The organism is Bacillus sp. FJAT-50079, assembly GCF_018343515.1.
Taxonomy (GTDB): Bacteria; Bacillota; Bacilli; order Bacillales; family Bacillaceae_C; genus Lederbergia.
On the sequence record NZ_JAGYPD010000007.1, the window covers coordinates 168,608 to 189,220 of the forward strand.

The window sequence follows — 20,613 nt, forward strand, 5'->3', positions numbered from 1 at the left end:
AGAAAAAAGTGGAAAAGAAATGGAGTACAAAAAAACTTATTATAACCATCCTTGCATTTGTTGCTAGTATTGCCTTTTTACTTCCGTTTTTTTGGATGATTTCATCTTCCTTAAAAATTGAAGCGGATGTATTTAAATTCCCGATTGAATGGATACCAAAAAGATTTAATGGGGTAGAAAACTATAAAGAAGTTTGGGCGGGAGATTATCCATTTGCCCTTTACTACTGGAATTCAATTAAAGTTACCGTTATTACAACGGTCATTTCAGTAACAGTATCAGCAATGGCAGCATACGGATTTTCAAAGGTCAACTTCCCTGCCGGAAAAGTATTGTTTTTAATCGTTTTAGCAACATTTATGGTGCCGCAACAATCGATCCTAGTTCCACAGTTTATCTTATATCGTTATTTAGGATTATTTGATAGCCATTTGGGTTTAATCTTACTAGGAAGCTTCAGTGTATTAGGAACATTCATGTTAAGACAGTTTTTCATGGGGCTTCATCAAGATTATATTGACGCTGCAAAAATTGACGGGGCAGGACATTTTCGCATCTTTTGGTCAATTACGATGCCGATGGTTCGTCCGGCGATTGCAACATATGCGATTTTACGTTTCATTTGGACGTGGAATGATTACCAAAACCCATTAATCTTCTTACGTTCTGATGCGCTCTACACGATTCAGCTAGCGATGCAAAAATTCTCATCGCTGAACGGTGAATTTTACTCACTTATCATGGCTGCTGCGGTATCCGCGATTGTACCATTAGTGATTGTCTTCATTATTGGACAAAAACAAGTTATCGAAGGAATTGCCATGGGTGGAGTAAAAGGATAATCATCTATTTTAAAAGAACTGCTTTGATGTCTATCGAAGCGGTTTTTTTATGCGATTTTTTAGAAGCTGAATGTACTAAGCTAGTTTACTTGCTTTACTAGTTTACTTGCTTTAATAGAAGCTTTTTAATAGTTTATAAAAGCGATAACTAATGAATGATTCGAATATTATATGTAAATCTATGCGCAAACCTATGACCTACAACGCATACCCTGTTTTTTCCAAACAAGTCAAGAAATTTTTTATTTAGTCTAAATCCTTTATATGAAGATGATTGTGACTCCCTTAAACTGTAAGAGAAGTTATATTAAGTATCGGCAGTCTGTTAATAGGAGGGATGATGTGAAAAGGTCTATATGGATGCTTGTCATACCTTTTCTGCTTATTGGCATATTATCTGCATGTGGACTAAATGGAAACAAAGAGGTTAGCCAGCCTCTAAAAGAACGAGTGACCATTAAGCTTCATACACACGGTACAGAAGATGGGTATGCATGGAAAAAAATTATCAATGCATTTGAAAAGGAACATAAGCATATTCGCATCGAAGTCAATTCACTAAGTGAAATTCAAGATGCACAGGAGGCATTACAGAAAATAGATTTAGCAGCTGCCTCTGGAGAAGAAATGGATGTGCTTATGTTTACAAATACGACAGATTATACTCAACGTATTAAATTAGATATGCTTGAACCAATCGATCGATTTATTGAAGAGGAAGGATTTACTTTTGACGAGGAATATAAAGTGAATACACAAATGGATGGTCATTACTATGGTCTACCAGGGAAATTATTTACTTGGTACGTTCTAATAAATAAAGATCATCTTCAAGAAGCAGGGCTAAAAGTTCCAAAAAGCTGGACGTGGGAAGAGTACATGGAATATGCAAAACAAATGACGACAGAGGAGCGCTTCGGAACGTATTTTCATGGGCCGTTTGATGGCGCTTGGATTGAATTTTTAAAATTAAGATTAGTATCAAAAGAAACAAATGCCGGCTTTATTAAAAGTGATGGAACATCTAATCTTGATGATCCAATGTATAGGAAATCATTAGAAATGCGTTTAAAAATGGAAAAAGAGGATCAATCCGTATTTCCTTATTTGGCCATGATTTCCGAAAAGACAAATTATCGAGATTTATTTTTCAATCAGCAAATCAGTATGATGATTACAGGAACATGGATGAATTCAGAAATCGGTAAATCAGAGCATTTCCCATTGGACTTTGAGCTTGCATTTGCTCCTCTACCGCAAAATGATATAGATCAAGAGGGGGCTTATGCACCCATTGATGGTGATATTCTTTCAATCGCTTTACATTCGAAACATAAAAAGGAAGCATATGAATTTATCCGTTGGTATTCAACGAAAGGATTACTCATCCAAGGGACTGAAATGTCAGCTTGGAAGCAGGTGTCGGGTGATCAAATGAATGAACTGATCGATAATGTCATATCTAAGATCCCTTCAGAAAAAGTAGATAAGGAATCGTTTACGCACACACTTCAATATACATTGCCACCTGTTCTTGAAGAGCAATTGGTGCATATGTACGATATCAATCGAGAGTTAACGAGTGAATTTGAAAAATTTATACTCGAAAAACAGTCTCTTAATCAAACGTTAGAAAACTCACAAAAAATTGTTCAAGAAAAGATTGATCAAAATTAATAGAAATCCGGTTTGATTTAAAAATCCAATCGGATTTTTAACTTTTTGATCGAGATAATGAACGAATAGATCAAAGTGAGTGGAATAAGGTAAAGAAAATTGCAAAAAGGTAAAAAAATTATATGTTTACGGATAGTCCTCTTTTATATAATCAAGTTCATAGCAGACGAGATGAAATGTAATCGCTTTCTATTCCTGCTGAAAAGAGAATGTAGGAGGGGGAAAATGAAAAAGTTCTTTTTGTTATTTGTGAGTTTAGGTTTGGTTCTAGGAATTTTATCCGCATGTGGAGGCAAGGAAAAGGCAACTACCGGTGGAAGTGTAGAAGGGGATAAGAAAAGCGAGGAACAAGTAACCATTAAATTGCATACGCACGGAACTGAAAGCGGTTACGCTTGGAAGAAAACGATAGAGGCTTTTGAAAAAGAATATGAAAATATTAAGGTAGATGTTGTGCAATTAAGTGAAAAGCAAGATTCACGTGAAGCACTTCAGAAGATAGATTTAGCTGCTGCTTCGGGTGAGCAAATGGACGTGATCATGCTTACGAATTATGTGGTTGATTATCCAGCTCGTGTGAATATGGGAATGCTTGAGCCGCTCGATAAGTTTATTGAAGAAGAAGGCATTAATATGGAAGAGGAATACAAACTTGATTTGAAAATAGAAGATAGTTATTATGGATTGCCGGGAAAACTGAATACATGGTATGTCCTATTAAATAAGGATCATTTAGATGCTGCTGGTCTAGAAGTACCAAAAAGTTGGACATGGGATGAATTTATGGAGTACGCCAAAGCGTTAACGACCGAAGACAGATACGGGACGTACTTCCATGGGCCGCAAGGTGGAAGTTGGCAACAGTATATAACATTAAAGCAGATTACACAGGATGGAGTTGCTGACTATTTAAAGGCAGATGGTACTTCGAACCTGGATGATCCTTTATTCAAAGAAAGTTTGGCTATGCGTATAAAAATGGAAAAAGAAGATAAGTCTGTTGTTCCATATTCAAGTGTCATTTCACAAAAAATGAATTATCGCGATCAATTTTTCACTCAAGCAACAAGTATGGTGGTTACAGGCTCTTGGATGAATGCAGAGCTCGGCGGTTCAGATCGTTTTCCGGTTGATTTCAATATTGCTGTTGCACCGATGCCGCAAAACACTAAAAATGAAAATGTCGCTTATACTGAAAATACGGGAGATGTTGTTGCGATAGCTGCCAATTCAGAACATAAAGAAGCAGCATGGAAATTCATTAGATGGTTTTCAACAGATGGACAAATTGCACAAGGACTTAACACGCCAGCATGGGCAAAGGTTAGCGATGAAGAGTTAAGTACATTAGTCGAAAATGTCATCAATAATTCAGCAAGTCCAGAAAAGGTAGACATTGATTCTTTATTGCACACAATAAAAGTATCTGCCTCTGCTAAAAAAGGAAAGCCAGTACCTTATTCTAACGAAATAACCCAAGCGATCATTGTTGAATTCGAAAAGCTCATTCTTGATAAACAAGATCTTGATACAACTGTCGAAAATACCCAAAAGGCTGTACAGGAGCTCATTGATAAAAACAAGTAATTGGGTATGATCATCGAAGCGGTTAGTTTATCTATTTTAACTCTTAACTAAATAGAATGTGGTAAAGAAAATTTCAAATAGGTAAAAATAGTTTATATGTGAAGTTGGAATATTCAGATATAATCAGCGGTACAAGCGGATAATTATGGTTGTGTGCTACGAGAAATGAAAGGGCTTCCATTTTTATTTGCTGACAGGAACTAAAAAAACAGACAAGGTGGAGGGGGAAAATGAAAAAGTTATTATTGATGTTGGCGAGCATTGGTTTAGTACTCGGAATTCTGTCTGCATGTGGTGGGAAAGAAACAGGCAAGACAAATGGGGATAATGCAGGCGGGAAAGACAAAAGTGAAGAGCCCGTAACAATTAAATTGCACACGCATGGAACAGAAGATGGCTATGCATGGAAAAAAACAATAGAAGCATTTGAAAAAGAACACGAAAATATCAAAGTAGATGTTGTGCAATTAAGTGAGAAGCAAGATTCGTCAGAAGCGCTGCAAAAAATTGACTTAGCGGCTGCTTCCGGAGAGCAAATGGATGTTATTATGTTTTCGAATCCGGCTGCTTATGCACAGCGTGTTGCCTTGGATATGCTTGAGCCACTGGACGAATTGATTGAAAGAGACGGATACGAAATGAAAGAAGAGTATAAATTTAGTACAAAAGTAGGCGACCATTATTATGGACTACCAGGAAAATCTGTCTCATGGTATGTATTGCTAAATAAAGATCACCTAGATGCGGCTGGACTTGAGGTGCCGAAAAGCTGGACGTGGGAAGAGTTCATGGACTATGCAAAAAAATTAACGACAAATGACCGTTTCGGTACGTATTTCCATGGTCCTCAAAATGGTGCTTGGATTAACTATATGAGTTTAAAATTGTATTCAAAAGAAACAGATGCATCCTTTATAAAGGTTGATGGTACTTCTAACATAGATGACCCAATGTACAAGGAGTCATTAGCACTGCGTGTAAAAATGGAGAAAGAAGATAAATCTGCTGTTCCTTATGCAACGATGATTTCCCAACAAATGAATTATCGCGATATATTTTTTACTCAAGGAACGAGTATGATTGTAACAGGAAATTGGATGACCGCTGAGATTGGCGGATCATCAAGATTTCCGATCGATTTCAATATAGCAGTTGCACCAATGCCACAAAATGAACCGAATTCCGATGAGGCCTTCCAAGTGGTAGAAGGAGATGTTCTCGGTATTTCAGCCAATTCTAAACACAAAGAAGCAGCCTATACATTTATTAGGTGGTTCTCCACAGAAGGACAAATTGCTCAAGGACTTAATATTCCTGCATGGAAAACTGTTAGCGATGATCAGTTAGTTGGATTAATTGACACGATACTTGAGAACGCTGCAAGCCCAGAAAAAGTGGATAAAGAATCGCTCGTCCATTCAATCCAAATAGCACATTCCGCTGTGGTGGGAGAACCATTACCATATGACATGGAAATTAACCAAGCGTTATCGGTGGAATTCGAAAAGCTAATCCTTGATAAACAAGATCTTGATACAACCGTTGAAAACTCTAAAAAAGTGGTACAGGAGATCATTGATAAAAACAAATAAATATTAACAGATCATCAATAATAGCCGTTTCGATACAAGAAAAATCGAGACGGCTTTTTTATGTCATTAATCTTTGTTGAATCGTTGAATGTTCGATTATGAATAAAATGATCAAAACAAACGAAAAGGTCAAAAAAATTGCATTTTGGTAAAAATTTTATCTGTAAAAGATTGTCGAACTTTCATAGAATAAGAATATACCTAAGGCACAGGAGGTTGAAAGCGAATTCAATTTAATGTATTGTCTGGCAGCAAGGTTTGATTGTCAAAATGTAAGCCCTTTAACTTAAATCAGCAGAATTCTTCCACTTCTATAAGTGGAAGGTTGAATGTCGTATTACCTTTCAAATTAGAGGGAGATCATATTCCTGTACCTGACGCTTCGCTTTCGGTACAAAAAGATTTGCTGATTCAAGTTAAGCCTTTGGCAGAAGTCACAGATTTTTTCAAGCAAGCCTGAAAAAATCCCGACTTAATCGGTTAGAGGTAATTTTCACAAAGACATTTTCAAATGGGGGAAACAAAATGAAGAAATTTTTATCAATATTTGCTAGTTTGACACTGGCAACAGGTATTTTAGCTGCATGTGGAACAAGCGGTTCGGATGAAGGTAGTAAAGGTGGAGGAGCTGCTGAAGGACCGGTAACAATTAAGCTCCATACTCATGGTACTGAAGATGGCTATGCTTGGAAAAAAACAATCGATGCTTTTGAAAAAGAACATGAAAATATTAAAGTTGAAGTTGTTCAATTAAGTGAAAAACAAGATTCACAAGAAGCATTGCAAAAAATAGATTTAGCGGCGGCTTCAGGAGAGCAAATGGATGTGATCATGGTCACAAATCTTCCTGACTTTGCACAAAGGGTCGAGTTGGAAATGTTTGAGCCACTTGATGAATTTATTGAAAAAGAAGGATTTTCATATGATGACGAATATAAAGTAAACTATTCGATTGATGGTAAACATTATGGCTTCCCAGGAAAATATACTTCTTGGTACGTACTCATGAATAAAGACCATCTAGATGCAGCTGGTCTTGAAGTGCCAGAAAGCTGGACATGGGAAGAGTTCATGGATTATGCGAAAAAATTAACGACAGACGATCATTATGGTACGTATTTCCACGGGCCACAAGCTGGAGCATGGATCGACTATATGCAATTGAGAATGAAATCACAGGCTGAAGGTGTAGACTTTCTTAAAGCTGACGGAACTTCAAATCTAGATGATCCGATGTTTGCAAAATCACTAGAAATGCGCTTGAAAATGGAAAAAGAAGATAAATCAGCTGTTCCTTATTCAACAATGATTTCACAAAAAATGAATTATCGTGATCAGTTTTTCACGCAAGCAGCAAGTATGATCATTACAGGTACTTGGATGAATCCTGAGCTTGGTGGTTCAGATCGTTTTCCAGTTGATTTCAACGTAACAGTTGCACCAATTCCACAAAATAGTGCGGATCAAGACGGTGCATATACAGCAATTGGTGGAGATATTGTAGGAATTGCTTCCAGCTCCAAACATAAAGAAGCGGCATATGAATTTATTAGATGGTATTCAACAGAAGGTCAACTTGCACAAGGAATTAATATTCCGGCTTGGAAGGCTGTAAGCGATGAGCAGTTGGAAGCATTGGTTGATGGCATTCTTGCAGAAGCAGCTAGCCCAGAAAAAGTAGATAAGCAAGCATTGCTTCATGCGATCCAAACAGCAAAAGCACCAACGCTCGGAAAAGCTGTACCATATGCACTAGAAATCAACCAAGAACTATCAAATGAATTTGAAAAACTCATTTTAGATAAACAAGATTTAGATACAACAGTAGAAAATTCTAAAAAGATTGTACAAGACATTATCGACAAAAATAAATAAAAGTTATAATGGACATAGGGGCGAATTCGGTTTTCTGCCCCAATCTTTTTTTTAGGAGGTTGGAGATGAAAACACGAATCACAGATTTTTTTTCGTCCCTATCTTTTCGTAATAAAGTGATGCTCATATCCATTACTTGTCTTATCTTACCTGCAATTAGTACGTTCACTGCATATAATTATTTAACAAAGGATGCAGTGAAAGAGCAGGCAATTATTAGTGCAAATAATGAATTGAAATTAAAGGAAGAGTATTTAAATAAAATATTTGAGGATATGCTCTACATTCTTAACTTTATACAGATGGATTCCGAATTAAGTCATCTTCTTAGCGATTCAGGAAAAAATAGTGATTTTTACGAACGCTTCTTAAACGAAAAGAAGATTCAAAAAGTACTGGATACCGTTACGTTGCTTGGGCAAAATTCGTATGTTACGATCGTGCTCAAAGATGGAAAAACGTACACGAATTACTCGGCGACGGACTATGATCCAAAAAACTTACTTGAGGAAGAATGGATCCAAGATTTAAATAAAGTACGGGGATACCATTCAACGTGGCTTGCACCGCAACCGACCATGCTAAAATCTGAGAAAAAGCGCAGCCCCTTTCAAATCTCAGTTGCAAGGGCATTGCGTGATGGCTCTACGATTTATGGCTATGCAATGGTTACGATTCCGGGATATAAGATCACCGATATTCTAAAGGGAACCGACCAAGAGCATGGGGTCATTTTGCAAAATGAAGAGCATATTATGGTTGCCAATTATGGTGAAATGGCAGAACAGATGAATGAAGAAATCAATCATCATGTAGCTAATATTATTAAGTTAAATGGGAATAAATATTTAATTAATCGTTATGAAGTATCCATCCCTAAATGGGAATTAGTTTCGTTTATTAAATACGATAAGGCTGTTTATAGTATTAATTCAATCTTTAAAAAAGTATTTGTCGTTCAAAATGCAGCATTTATTTTATTCTTATTATTACTAACGTACTTATTACGAAAAGTGTTGAACCGGCTCGTCTATCTAAAAAGGATTGCGCAAGAAGTGCAAAAAGGGAATCTATCAACGAGATCGAAGCTTGCTGGTACGGATGAGATTGGTACCCTCTCGACCTCATTTAACCAAATGTTAGATAAAGTAAATGAAATGATGGAGCAAAATACACGTACAGAATCAAGAAAAAGGGAAGCGGAATTGGCGATGCTTCAAGCGCAAATTAATCCTCATTTTTTATTTAATGTGCTAAATTCGATTCGAATGAAAGTTTTAATCAAACGAGATCGTGAAAGTGCTGAGATGATCGGATCTTTATCAAAACTATTAAGGATGACGATCGATAAGAATAAAGGAATGATTTCCTTTCATGAAGAATTAGAGATCAATCAAGACTATGTCCGCTTAATGAATATGAGACAGAAGCAAAAGGTAGATGTCCATATCGAAGTTTCGCCTTACACCTATCTAATCCAAATTCCACGGCTTATTTTGCAGCCAATTATTGAAAATGCGATTATTCATGGACTGAATCAATCAGCCGGTACAGTTATCATCAGAGCATTCATTCAAAACGAGACCTTTATGATTCAAATTGAGGATAACGGGATCGGAATGGATAAGCAAAAAATTGATGTATTAAATGAGCAATTTAAAGAAATTGGATGGGAACAAGCGGAACCGATGAAAAAGGCAAGCGGCTTTTCTAGTATCGGGTTATCAAATGTGTACGAAAGAATGAAATTAACATTTGGTGAGAAGTTTTCGATGAAAATTGAAAGTGAACTTGGGAAAGGCTCGATCGTTTCAATGTGTATCCCAATAGAGAGGAGTCAAAATAATGTATAAGGTTATGTTGGTTGATGACGATTATCCAGTATTAGAGCTTCTTTCGGAGATGATCGATTGGGACGGTATTGGGTTAACTTTACAAAGCATGCATGAAAATGGAGCGGAGGCGTTAAAAGAGGCGGAAACAAACATGCCAGATATATTAATTACAGATATCGGGATGCCAAAGCTAAATGGGATTGAATTAACGAAAAACTTAAAGGCAAAGAAACCTGATTTAACGGTTGCCATCTTATCATGTCATAATGAGTTCGGATATGCTCAACAAGCATTGAAGCTACAAGTTCAAGAATATATTTTGAAAGATATGTTAGACATTGATGAAATTAACCAAATGTTGCTCCAATTTAAAGAAGCGATTGATAAAGAACGAAGCGCTAAAAAAAATCAGAGAAAAATGACGACGACGATTGAACGAAGTAAGTTAATCATGATTGAAAGATTTATTCATAAAACGGTTGATCATCCTATTTATAATGAAAATGAATGGTATAACGATGCTGCTGTTCTTGGGTTACAGGCCGGCTGCGAATATAAAATCATTCTATGCATCATCGATCAATATCAAGCAAGTATGGGCCGCTATCGAACGAGGGATATGCTGGATTTTGTTGTTCATAACGTCATTACGGAAGTGCTGAAGGACGAAAAGCATGTATCTTATGGCCATTTTCAATCAAATGAATCCTTTTTATTTCTGCCGAAACAAAAGGACAATCAAGCAACGATCAAGCTTATTAGAAAAATCCAATCCGCTTTGAGTCAAACACTTGGTATTTCGATGTCTTTTATGATCGGCAATACAGGGGAAAACCCACTCCAAATAAAAACAGAAATGACTCGGTTGCTTAATGCTACAACGGAAAAGTTTTATTTAAAGCCACAAAGTGTAGAAGAATTTAAACAATTAACTGTATCCAAGCAAAACATCTTCAAATGGTATGATGAAGCTTCAAAAGAATTAAAAGAAGTCATTTTAACAAGAAGCATGGATGAAAAAAATACTGTGTTTGAAAAGTGGATCCATTTTATCACCACCAATCAGTTCCCTGCTGAAGCAGTGAAAGACTGGATGTTAAAAATATTGCTCGATATTAAAGTAAGAATCCAAGCTTTAGCCTATTTTAAGCAATATGAATCAGCAGAAACATTGCACGATACATTTTCTAAAATCAATAGTGTGTATGAATTGGAAGATTGGCTAAAAGAGTATTTTATTGATGTAATTGAGTTTGCTAACACGGAGCCAATTACAAATATGGAAATTGCCAATGCTTGCAAATATATATCTGATCATATTAACCAAAAGATTACACTGGACGAAGTTGCCCAACATTTACATTTAAACTCCAGCTATTTTAGCCGTTTATTTAAAAAAGAAGTGGGGGAGACGTTTGTTAAATATGTAGTCAATCTGAAAATGAAGCGTGCCAAGGAGTTATTAGAACAAACGAATTATACGGTATATGAAATTAGTGAACAGCTAGGATACGATAATCAAAGCTATTTTAATAAAATATTTAAAGCAAGCGAAGGAGTCACACCAATTGAATATAAAAACGGGGTCTCTTCCTAATAAGGAGTGAGGAAATGAGCAAGCCTCATATTGTTTTTATTACGACAGATCAAATGAGAGATGATGTCATGGGGTGTGCAGGAAATGAGATCATCCAAACGCCAGCGATGGATTATTTAGCTAGGCGCGGAGTTCAATTTACGAAGGCGATTTCATGCCAACCTGTTTGCGTACCTGCAAGGGCGTCGATCATGACGGGGCTCGAGGGGGATCGTTTAGGAATCACTGAGTATCAAGAAGGGTTTGAGCTGCCGACAAATGAAACGCTCCCGCAGCTATTGCGTGACGGCGGTTATCAAACGAAGGCAGTCGGAAAAATGCATGTATATCCAGAAAGATGTCATTACGGCTTTGAATCAATGTTGATTTGTGAAGAAGGAAGAAAAATCGGCCAAGCAAACGATGAATTTCGCGGGTATGACGATTATGAAATGTGGCTAGCGGAACAAGGGTACGCTGGACAAGCATTTGCTCATGGCATGCCTAATAATGGTCATTCAATGACAGCTTGGCATTTACCTGATCATTTGCATCCAACGGAATGGATTGGTACAGAATCTTGTAAAGTAATCAAAACGAGAGATTGGACAAGGCCATTGTTTTTATGGGCATCTTTTACAGCTCCGCATCCACCATTTACTCCTCTGATGAAAGATTTATTGTTGTATGAGGAGGATGAAATGCGGGATCCCTTTCTTGGTGATTGGATCGATCGTCATCCTCACTTCCATCAAATAAGCCTCGGCATGTCTCACGGTGAGAAGAAAACAAAGAAAGAAATTGCGTTAGCCCATAAGGCGTACTATGCGTTAATTAGTCAGGTTGATCGCCAAATTAACCGAATAATCGGGACGTTAAGAGAAGAGGGAATGCTCGAAAATACGTGGTTTATCTTTACCTCTGATCATGGCGACAATATGGGAGATCATCATTTATGGGGGAAAAGAAACTTTTTAAGAGGATCATGTCAAGTTCCGTTTATCATCGCTCCGCCGCCGCGTGGGAATTTAGATGAAGTAATCGGGGAAAATTGGTTGCCAGGTGTGCAATCCAAATCGGTTGTTGGCTTGCAAGATATTATGCCTACATGCTTAGAAATTGCTGGGCTTGACGTACCTAGTCACATAGACGGAAAAAGCTTGCTCCCAATCGTCCATCAACCGGACACAGAAGTGAGGGAGACCATTTTAGGTGAAATGGGTAACCGTGGTGTCCGCACATTAATGCTGACAGACGGTCAATGGAAATATATTTGGTATGAACAAGATGGTCAAGAATTATTATTTAATATTGATAATGATCCATATGAAACGGAGGATCTTAGCCAAACAAACGTGAGTGAACTGTCCAAGTGGAGAGCAAAATTAATTGATAGATTGATGGAACGAAAAGATGATCGAGCGGTAAATGCTAACGAACTACAGCCATCAGCAGAAGGCGTATTATTTTCAAACGTAGTGAAAGCAAGATTAACAACCGATCATAATGTTAGAGGTATTCATATATGATTGAAAATTCGCAATAATTCCACTAATACCTCTTCGTATGTGAAGCAGGCATGGAGCAATGGAAGGTGGGAGTACGTATGGAACTCATACTTGTAATAGATATCGGCACCTCAAGCATGAGAGGGGTCCTTTATAATCAAAATGGAAAAATCAAAAAGATGATTCAAATCCATTATCGACCAACATATCTTTCGGATGAACGCGTTGAACAAGATCCGTTAGATTGGAAACATGCACTCATTCAAATTACAACTGAAGCTGTAAACTGGTCACAAGCTCAAAGGTTTACGATTAATGGAATTTCGGTCACCTCCCAACGAACATCAATTATTCCTGTAAATAAGGTAGGCGAGCCACTCCATCATGCGATTATGTGGCAGGATAAACGCACGTATGATATTTGCCAGGAATTAAAAGATGAATCTGAAGAGGTATATAAACGAACGGGCTCAAAAATTAACCCCGTTTTTACAGCACCGAAAATAACGTGGCTTAGGCGTCATATGCCTGATATTTACAACGCAGCCCATAAAATCATTGTCATTCCAGATTATGTAATATTCTTAATAACAGGAAAATTTGTAACCGATTACACCTATGGCAGTCGTTCTTCGTTAATGAACATCCAAACGATGGAATGGGATGAAGACTTGCTCGAGTTATTTGAAGTTGATAGGGAGAAGCTAAGTGAGCTTGTACAACAAGGTAGTGTCGTTGGATATGCGACGAAAGAGTTTTCCGATCTAACTGGACTTGCTAAAGGCACCCCGGTGATTTCTGCTGGTGGTGATCAACAATGTGCTGCTCTAGGAGCAGGGGTGATTGAAAACGGCACGATTCAAGCGACGACGGGAACAGGCTCTTTTATTATTGCTTCATCAGATACATTACAACTGGATCCAAAGATGAGGGCGATATGCAATGTTTCTGCCGTGCCGAATAAATATGTTTTAGAATCTAGCATCCTTACGACATCAACGATCACAAACTGGTTCTCTAATAATTTCTACTTAGAAGATAAAGAGACTTCGACCATTGAGAGGATGATGGAAGATGCCGCTGCATCACCAGTTGGTTCTAAGGGGCTAATAAGTTTCCCTCATTTTCAAGGCAGGGGCTCCCCCGATTGGAATCCACTAGCGACGGGAATGTTTTTTAATGTCACACTTGAATCGAGCAAAGGCGATTTTGTTCGTGCCATTTTGGAGTCGATCGCGCTTGAAATATCTGAAAATATCGATGTAATGAAGGAAATCCTCGGTTCGATCACTTCGATAAGCGTTGCAGGCGGATTAACAAAATCAAGTCTCTTTAATCAAATTCAAACAGACGTGTATAAGCAACAAATTTCTTTACCGGCTAACCATGAAACAACGTCGCTCGGTGCATGGGTATCAGCAGCAGTAGCGTTGGATTTGTTTACGTCTTATCAAGATGCTTTGAAAGAGGCAGAAAAAGGAACAGATCGAACATTCTATCAGCCGATTGCGGAAAATGTGAATGTTTATCAGCGCATTAAAACACGAAGAACAGCTTTGTATGAAAGTCTTTTGCATACAGGCATTTATGAAATGTTTCGAGAGGAAGCGAACGTATAAAAGTGAAAAAAGGTTGTTCAAAAAGTCGGTGCAATGGTCTTTTTGGACAACCTTTTTCTATTCCTTCAATACAATTCTTCGTCTTTTAAGACTATTTGTTAATAAGTTTGTTTGCTTTCAGTCTTATGCGAAGGCAAATCTGTCTGAATAGCAGTGATGTTATGCTGAAACTTTTGCTTTAACGCTAATTGTTCCATAAACAAAGGGTAAAAAAAAGATCGAAATTGTCAAAAAAATTTGTTGCTTTATATTTGAATATATAATACAATCAAATCAATCGAAACGATCAAAAAGAACATGCAGGAGTGTTTAAGTGATCGTTTACGCTGATATTTTATCTCGTATGGAGGTGCGTATTTCTTCTATTACGTAAGGTAATTTAGCTTTTTGATCAATTTGATTGAGTTGTTCATAGAGCTAAAGAACTTTTGAAAGAGTGGAAAGAAAAAATGAAAAGTGGATCAGTGTACCAACGTAAGAAAAAGATTGAGAATTACATTAGGAAACATGGATCTGCCAGCACTAATGAATTAAGTAAAATATTTTCCGTATCGGAAATGACGATTAGAAGAGATTTAAAAGAGTTTGAAGAAGAACATGTTTTAGAAAGATATCATGGTGGGGTTCGATTATGCAAAGACTACACGGATAATGAAATGCTCTATGAACAAAAGGGAGCTCAGTTCAGCAAGGAGAAGGCCGCGATTGCTAAGGAAGTAATGAAACTACTGCATGAAGGCGATACGATCTTTTTAAATTCGGGATCTACTTCATTATCCATTTTGCATGAAATCAATACGAAGAACGAAATGATCAAAGTGATTACGAACAATGCTTTAGCCCCTGTTGCCATTACAAACAGTCAAGTGGATCTAATGGTGACTGGTGGAGAATATAGGAAAAATTCGAAGTCGCTTGTTGGAGATTTAGCTACACATATTTTCTCTAAGGTCATAGCGAATAAATGTATTTTAAGTGTCAATGGTGTAAGCGTTGTACACGGTGTTTCAACAGCCGTATATCAAGAAACTTTAATCAATGAATTGATGGTACAACATTGTAAAGGAGATTGCATCGTTGTAGCGGATGGATCGAAAATTGGTAAGTTTTATAATTTTAGAAGCGTAGAGCTAGATAAAATTGATATTCTTGTCACCGATTCGACAGCTGATCGCAAATATGTTTCTGAAATTGAAAATGCCGGTGTTCGAGTGATCGTTGCCCATGTAGGCAAAAAATAAAAATTAAAAATGAAATGAGGAATAGGTCAATGAGTAAAATTTCAGATATTACAAGAGAATCTTGGATTTTAAATACATTTCCTGAGTGGGGTACATGGTTAAATGAGGAAATAGAAGAAACGGTAGTAGAGAAAAATACGTTTGCGACATGGTGGTTAGGCTGTACAGGTATTTGGCTAAAGACCGAAGGAAATGCGAACTTGCTTGTAGACCTCTGGTGTGGCTCAGGGAAAAGAACGAGACAAAATAAGCTAATGAAAACGGGTCACCAAATGCAAAGAATGAGCGGCGTTAAAAATTTACAGCCAAATTTAAGAACCGCACCATTCGTCATTGATCCATTTGCAATTAAAGAACTTGATGCCTTAATTGTTACACACTTCCATTCCGATCATTTAGATATTAATACGGCAGCAGCTGTGCTACAAAACTGTGATGAGTCTGTACCATTTATCGGACCACAAGCGGTCGTAGATATTTGGAAAGGGTGGGGAGTTCCTGAATCCAGACTTAAAGTCGTAAGACCGGGAGATACAGTGAAAATTAAAGATGTAGAGATCGTTGTGTTAGAAGCTTTTGATCGCACGGCACTTATTACTGTTCCAGAAGATGTTCAATTAAAAGGAAACATGCCAATGGATATGGACGAAGTTGCAGTTAACTACTTATTTAAAACAACAGGCGGAAATCTATATCATGCCGGAGATTCACATTACTCTAACATGTTTGCAAAACATGGAAATGAGCATGAGATCGATGTGGTTCTTGGAGCGTACGGTGAAAATCCAAGAGGAATTACTGATAAATTAACGTCTTCTGACATGTTAAGGATGGCGGAATCATTACGGGCAAAAGTTGTTATTCCAGTGCACTATGATATTTGGTCAAATTTCCAAGCGGATCCGAAAGAACTGCAATTAATCTGGGAATCTAAAAAGAATCGTTTGAAATGGGAATTTAAGCCTTACGTATGGCAAGTAGGCGGTAAATTCGTTTACCCGGATAATAAAGATGATTTAGAGTACCACTATCCAAGAGGATTTGACGATGCATTTGAAGGTGAAAATGATATTCCATTCCCGTCATTCCTATAATAGTTAAAAACAAAGAGGTTGGGACATAACTAAAATAATCAACTATAAATACGAACAGTGAACTAATTTAGCGGAGTATATTCCCGAAGCGGGTTTTATTCGCTAACCACCATTTTGTTCGGATATATCTTTGATCAAAATGTTTTTGTCTCAGCCTCCCTAAATTCATTGAAGGAGGAAAATAACAATGGCATTACCTAAACTACAAATCGCTCTCGATAATAATACATTAAGTGACGCAATTAAATCGATTTCCCAAGTAGGTGCAGAGGTAGATATTGTTGAAGTTGGGACGATTCTTTGTCTTACGGAAGGGATGGAAGCTGTCAGATGTATGAGAGCGCTCTATCCAGATAAAATTGTTTTAGCAGATACAAAATGTGCGGATGCGGGTACAACGGTTGCACGTAACTGTGCTGAAGCAGGTGCCGATTGGATGACGGTTATTTGTTGTGCGGAAATTCCAACAATGACATCCGCTTTAAAAGAATTAAAGGATGTTCAAATTGAATTATATGGCGACTGGACGTTCGACCAAGCGAAAGATTGGAAGGAAGCCGGATTGTCACAAGTTGTCTATCATCAAAGCAGGGATGCTCTTCTTGCCGGAAAAACTTGGGGCGATGAAGATTTAGCAAAGATTCGTAAATTAGTAGACATGGGCTTTAAAGTTTCCGTTACTGGTGGTTTAGAGGTTGATACAGTAAAACTATTTGAAGGGATCGCGGTTGAGGCGTTCATTGCTGGTCGTGGAATCAGAGACGCAGAAGATCCTGCACAAGCAGCAAGGGAGTTCAAAGCGGAAATCAAACGTTACTGGGGGAACGAATAATGAATCCGATCGGCATTTATGAAAAAGCTCTCCCAACTAAATTTAATTGGCATGAAAGACTGACAATCGCTAAAAATTTAGGTTTTGATTTTGTTGAAATGTCAGTAGATGAAACGGATGAGCGACTTTCACGATTGGAATGGAGCAAAGCAGAACGTGAAAACTTTGTTCAGCTCCTTTTTGAAACGGGTATGAAAGTGCCGACGATGTGCCTCAGTGGTCATCGAAGATTCCCACTTGGCTCCCATGATCAGGATACACGCAATAAGGCATTAGAAATTATGAAAAAGGCAATTGACCTTGCATCAGATATTGGGATTCGGGTCATTCAATTAGCGGGCTATGATGTGTATTACGAGGAGAAAGATGAACTAACAAGAAAATACTTTATTGAAAATCTTAAGCAATCTTTACAGTGGGCGGGAGCAAAGCAAGTCATTCTAGCAATCGAAATTATGGATGACCCCTTTATGAATTCTATTACAAAATACTTATCGATTAGCGCGGAAGTATCATCGCCTTGGCTCTATGTATACCCGGATTTAGGGAACTTATCAGCATGGGGAAATGACACGTTAAAAGAGCTCACGAGAGGGAAATTAGACATCGCTGCCATTCATTTAAAAGATACGCTAGCTGTTACAGATGATTTTGCAGGGAAGTTTAAAGGGGTAGACTTTGGGGCCGGATGCGTAGACTTTCAATCCAATTTAACATTATTACAATCACTTTCATATAGCGGGCCATTTTTAATCGAGATGTGGAATGAAACGAATAATGAGTATGAAAAAGAGATTAAGAAGGCACTGTCATATTTACTCCCAATTTTAAAGGAGGCAGGCTTTGATTATGAAGACAAGTTTGCTAGAGTTGAAAAAAGTTGTATATGATGCAAATCTTGCTTTGCCAGAGTATGGCCTAGTAAAATTTACGTGGGGAAATGTAAGTGTCATTGATCGAAAAGAAGGAATCGTTGTCATTAAGCCAAGTGGCGTACCTTACTCCAAAATGGAAGCGGAGCAGATGGTTGTTACCGATCTGGAGGGGAATGTACTTGAAGGGGATCTTCGTCCGTCTTCTGATTTATTGACGCATCTAGTTTTATACAAACATTTTCCTGATATTCAATCTGTCGTTCATACCCATTCGATCAATGCGGTCAAATGGGCACAGGCAGGAAGGGATATTCCCGCTTATGGTACTACACATGCAGATGCATTTTTTGGTCCAATCCCTTGTACGCGCAATCTTACTGAAGAAGAAGTCCAGCGTGCCTATGAGTTAGAAACAGGGAAAGTAATTGTTGAAACCTTCCAAGATCGTGAAATCGATCCGAACTCAGTTCCTGGAGTGATCGTGCGCGGGCATGGTCCTTTTACATGGGGAGAATCAGCCACCGCAGCGGTTGAGAATAGTGTTATTCTGGATGAAATCGCAGATATGGCGATGTATACGGAATTGATTAATAAAGAAAGTAATCCATTGCCGCAATATGTACTGAATAAGCATTATTATCGAAAGCACGGTGAGAATGCTTATTACGGGCAAAAGTAAAGTGAATAGTAAAAGCGAGGGTCGTTCCTTTAATAAGGAGCGGCCTTTTCGTGTCTAAAGAGCATGTAATGCGATTGAATAAGCAGAATCTAACGATCAATACGAATGTTTGAAATAAATAAAAAACTTGTTGCGTTTTATATTACTGTCAGTTACAATAAAAACAATCACAATACGATCAATAACTTCGATCGTTAAGATCGCAATGGTGATCACCTATGGATGTTTGGAAAGAAGTCAAGGTTGAAGTGGAAATTTTGTTGGAGGTGGCTGAATCATAATATTTTAAGCAATTGATGTAAGCGCTTAATACAGAAAAGGAGGGAACAAAAAATGGAAAATACTTTTGATTATGCTTTAACCGCCTTTCAATTTTTCTTTGATAACATTCTTGCTAAACCCGAATTCTTTATTGGTTTGTTAGTTTTTCTCGGTTATATGCTTTTGGGTAAGGGCTTGGCAGAGTCGTTCTCTGGATTTATTAAAGCGGCTGTGGGCTTTATGATTCTTTTAGTTGGCTCATCAGGAATGGTTGGTGCCTTTTCCCCAGTCCTTACTGGTTTGATTGAAAAGTATGACCTGAAAGCGGCTGTTATTGATTCCAATTTTGGGTATGCTGCAGCCAATAAAGGGCTAGAGAGTATCGGGGAATCAACGTCACTCACAATGGTAGTATTATTGGTTGGCTTCTTATTTAATATTCTACTTATAGCCTTGAAAAGAATTACTAAAATTAGAACATTGTTTATTACAGGCCATATTATGGTCAAACAATCAGCGTTTTTAACCTTTATGGTTTTCTACGCAGTTCCTTCATTAAGAAGTATTGAAGGCGCTATCATTATTGGGATACTGATAGGGACATATTGGGCGGTTTTTTCCAATCTTACCCTTGAGGCTACTGATAGTTTAGTAGGTGAAAGAGCTTTTGCAGTAGGCCATCCACAAATGTTTGGTATTTGGTTGGTCGATAAATTTGCGGCTAAGTTCGGTGATAAAAATAAAACGATTGATAACGTGAAGTTGCCAAAGGCAATTTCGGTCATGTCCGATAATGTAGTTGGGACATCGGTTGTCATGTTACTGATGTTCGGAGCAGTACTTATTGCACTTGGACCTGAAACGATGAAAGAATTAGATCCTGGAACATATAAAGATTTCTCTTTCGCTGCTTACGTAGTGTCAAAATGTTTGTCATTTACTGTTTTCTTCCTCATCCTCCAAATGGGTGTGAAGATGTTTGTATCGGAATTAATTGAGTCATTTATGGGAATTTCTAATAAACTTCTAAAAGGATCTGTTCCTGCTGTTGACTGTGCGGCCACTTTTGGCTTTGCAAATCCAAATACGATTCTATTAGGCTTTATTTGTGGAACGATAGGTCAAATTGTAGCGATATTGGGACTATTAGTGTTTAAATCTCCAATTATGATTATTTCCGGATTTGTTCCGCTATTTTTTGATAATGCTACATTAGCGGTCTTTGCTCACAACAAAGGCGGAGTGAGAGCTGCTGTAATTATGCCGATTATTTCCGGTGTATTACAAGTGTTGGGAGGAGCAATTGGTGTACTCATGTTCTCCCTCTATCAATTTGGCGGGTGGTATGGAAACCTTGACTTTGCTACTGCTTGGATAGGTTTTGGCTTCCTGATTAAGAACTTTGAAATTATTGGACTTGTGTTGGCGCTCATCATTATGCTTGCCATTCCACAATTACAATATTTAAGAAATAAAGATAAGTATTTTGAGGGCACATAATAATAAAAACATAAAAAAGG

15 protein-coding genes are annotated in these 20,613 nt (G+C 37.7%); all 15 read left to right on the forward strand.

Translation table 11 applies throughout. The features are described 5' to 3' along the window. Nucleotides 1-8 precede the first annotated feature (8 nt). The 15 genes from KHA95_RS19090 (at nucleotide 9) to KHA95_RS19160 (ending at nucleotide 20,593) form a co-directional block, all read left to right on the forward strand. The gene (locus KHA95_RS19090) at nucleotides 9-842 is read left to right on the forward strand and encodes a carbohydrate ABC transporter permease (RefSeq protein WP_213139150.1); all 834 of its coding nucleotides are present in this window, start codon (nucleotides 9-11) and stop codon (nucleotides 840-842) included. Between the two features lie 342 nt (nucleotides 843-1,184). Continuing rightward, nucleotides 1,185-2,519: an ABC transporter substrate-binding protein gene (locus KHA95_RS19095; RefSeq protein WP_213139151.1), complete on the forward strand. Its 1,335-nt coding sequence runs from the start codon at nucleotides 1,185-1,187 to the stop codon at nucleotides 2,517-2,519. A 225-nt stretch (nucleotides 2,520-2,744) separates the two neighbouring features. Beyond that, the gene (locus KHA95_RS19100) at nucleotides 2,745-4,106 is read left to right on the forward strand and encodes an ABC transporter substrate-binding protein (protein WP_213139152.1); all 1,362 of its coding nucleotides are present in this window, start codon (nucleotides 2,745-2,747) and stop codon (nucleotides 4,104-4,106) included. A 230-nt stretch (nucleotides 4,107-4,336) separates the two neighbouring features. Then, entirely contained in the window at nucleotides 4,337-5,698 is a 1,362-nt protein-coding gene (locus KHA95_RS19105) for an ABC transporter substrate-binding protein (protein ID WP_213139153.1), read from the forward strand. A gap of 525 nt (nucleotides 5,699-6,223) precedes the next feature. Continuing rightward, nucleotides 6,224-7,573 (forward strand): ABC transporter substrate-binding protein, encoded by a 1,350-nt coding sequence (locus KHA95_RS19110; RefSeq protein WP_213139154.1) that lies wholly within the window; start codon nucleotides 6,224-6,226, stop codon nucleotides 7,571-7,573. Nucleotides 7,574-7,638: 65 nt separating this feature from the next. After that, a complete protein-coding gene (locus tag KHA95_RS19115) occupies nucleotides 7,639-9,426 on the forward strand; it encodes a cache domain-containing sensor histidine kinase (protein ID WP_213139155.1) in 1,788 nt (595 codons plus the stop codon). Beyond that, nucleotides 9,419-11,005: a response regulator transcription factor gene (locus KHA95_RS19120; protein ID WP_213139156.1), complete on the forward strand. Its 1,587-nt coding sequence runs from the start codon at nucleotides 9,419-9,421 to the stop codon at nucleotides 11,003-11,005. The genes KHA95_RS19115 and KHA95_RS19120 overlap by 8 nt, the downstream gene beginning before the upstream one ends. A gap of 14 nt (nucleotides 11,006-11,019) precedes the next feature. After that, nucleotides 11,020-12,513, forward strand: a complete 1,494-nt coding sequence (locus KHA95_RS19125) for a sulfatase-like hydrolase/transferase (protein ID WP_213139157.1) — start codon at nucleotides 11,020-11,022, stop codon at nucleotides 12,511-12,513. A gap of 77 nt (nucleotides 12,514-12,590) precedes the next feature. Then, a complete protein-coding gene (locus tag KHA95_RS19130) occupies nucleotides 12,591-14,111 on the forward strand; it encodes an FGGY-family carbohydrate kinase (RefSeq protein WP_213139158.1) in 1,521 nt (506 codons plus the stop codon). A 449-nt stretch (nucleotides 14,112-14,560) separates the two neighbouring features. After that, nucleotides 14,561-15,352 (forward strand): DeoR/GlpR family DNA-binding transcription regulator, encoded by a 792-nt coding sequence (locus KHA95_RS19135; protein ID WP_213139159.1) that lies wholly within the window; start codon nucleotides 14,561-14,563, stop codon nucleotides 15,350-15,352. A 29-nt stretch (nucleotides 15,353-15,381) separates the two neighbouring features. Next, nucleotides 15,382-16,446: an L-ascorbate 6-phosphate lactonase gene (gene ulaG / locus KHA95_RS19140; protein WP_213139160.1), complete on the forward strand. Its 1,065-nt coding sequence runs from the start codon at nucleotides 15,382-15,384 to the stop codon at nucleotides 16,444-16,446. Nucleotides 16,447-16,633: 187 nt separating this feature from the next. After that, a complete protein-coding gene (locus tag KHA95_RS19145) occupies nucleotides 16,634-17,278 on the forward strand; it encodes a 3-keto-L-gulonate-6-phosphate decarboxylase UlaD (protein ID WP_213139161.1) in 645 nt (214 codons plus the stop codon). Beyond that, entirely contained in the window at nucleotides 17,278-18,168 is an 891-nt protein-coding gene (locus KHA95_RS19150; protein ID WP_213139162.1) for an L-ribulose-5-phosphate 3-epimerase, read from the forward strand. Before KHA95_RS19145 ends, KHA95_RS19150 begins: the two co-directional genes overlap by 1 nt. Beyond that, nucleotides 18,128-18,832, forward strand: coding sequence for an L-ribulose-5-phosphate 4-epimerase (locus KHA95_RS19155; RefSeq protein ID WP_283248189.1), 705 nt, complete (start codon nucleotides 18,128-18,130; stop codon nucleotides 18,830-18,832). Before KHA95_RS19150 ends, KHA95_RS19155 begins: the two co-directional genes overlap by 41 nt. Before the next feature lie 333 nt (nucleotides 18,833-19,165). After that, nucleotides 19,166-20,593, forward strand: coding sequence for a PTS sugar transporter subunit IIC (locus tag KHA95_RS19160; RefSeq protein WP_213139163.1), 1,428 nt, complete (start codon nucleotides 19,166-19,168; stop codon nucleotides 20,591-20,593). The last annotated feature ends 20 nt before the right edge of the window (nucleotides 20,594-20,613 follow it).